Genomic DNA, 1,307 nt, shown 5'->3' with positions numbered 1-1,307 from the left:
ACGATTAAAGCCGGTGTGGATTCGAACACCGTAATCTGATAATCGTGAATCCAGCCATACAGACGGCTTGGATCAATGCGGTCGTCTTTCGGGCAGATGACCATCGTGCCACCGTTATAGAGCGCCCGCGCGATATCGCCGACGAACACGTCGAAGGAGAAGCTTGCCAGTTGCAGCAGCCGTACCGGGAACTGGTTCAAACGGTAATCCCGTCGGTATGCCACAGCTGTGTTTACCAAACTGTGATGCTCGATCATGACACCCTTCGGACGTCCCGTTGTACCGGACGTGTAGATCACATATGCCAGATCCTGCGGCTCGTTGATATGTTCCACATCCGTGGCATCTCCGGTGTACAACGACTCATCGTCCAGCGCCAATACAGTACGCAGACGCAGCCCTGTTGCCAGTTCGGATGCTTCTTCGTTGTCAGAACTCGAATCTAATTTAAAACTTACGCCTTCACTCAGGCTGCCTCTTTCCATCGTTTCAGCGCCAGCCGCTATTTCCAACTCGCCCTCAGACTGCCCACCGGCCAAGACCTGTCGGCTCTCCTCCAGCCATGCTTGCGCGCGTTCCTGCAAACCTGTTTGCGTAAGCAGCACCGTAGCGCCGCTGTCCTCGAGCATAAAGCGGATACGTTCGGATGGATAATCTGCATCCAGTGGCACGTATGCACCGCCGGCCTTCCATACCGCCAGTACGCCGACCATCATGTCCACCGATCGCTCGCTCAAAATACCAACAATGGATTCACGCCCAATGCCTTCATTCCGCAATCTACGAGCAAGTTGATTCCCACGCTCGTTCAGCTCGCGGTACGTAAGCTGCCGCTCCTCGTATACCACTGCCACATGATCCGGCACAAGCTGCGCTTGTTCTTCCACATAGACGTGGAACAACCCTTCTGATTGCTTTTCATCACTCCATGCAGCTACGCCCACGGATCCAAAACCATCGATGATTTTTGCTTTTTCCGCAGCAGTCACCAGCTCAAGTTCATCTACCAGCGCATCTGGTCGGTTAATCGCTTCTTCAATCATATGCAGCAAATGCTCGCGGATTTGCTCTACAGCCGTGCGTTCCAATACTTGCGCGTTGTACTCCAAATGGACATGAATTTCATCGCCCGGCACAACCGTAATGTTGAAATCATAGTTCGTTTGCTCCGACACGGAAGCATTTGCAATCGTAAAGCCATTCGTGCCACGACTGCCCATTTGCTCCATGCGCTGTTCCACCGGGTAGTTTTCAAACACCATAATATGGTTCACCAGGTCCTGTTTCTGCTCTGTTAGGGCCTGAAT

At 52.8% G+C, this 1,307-nt stretch carries 1 protein-coding gene; it reads right to left on the bottom strand.

The annotated features are described in order from the left end of the window. On the bottom strand, positions 1-1,307 hold a 1,307-nt coding region (locus G9G53_RS25605; RefSeq protein WP_165150874.1), incomplete at both ends, for an AMP-binding protein.

This window comes from Paenibacillus sp. EKM206P, assembly GCF_011066155.1.
GTDB classification, from domain to species: domain Bacteria; phylum Bacillota; class Bacilli; order Paenibacillales; family Paenibacillaceae; genus Paenibacillus; species Paenibacillus polymyxa_D.
The sequence above is the reverse complement of the archived record's forward strand: the minus strand, read 5'-3'. Positions and strand labels throughout refer to the sequence as shown.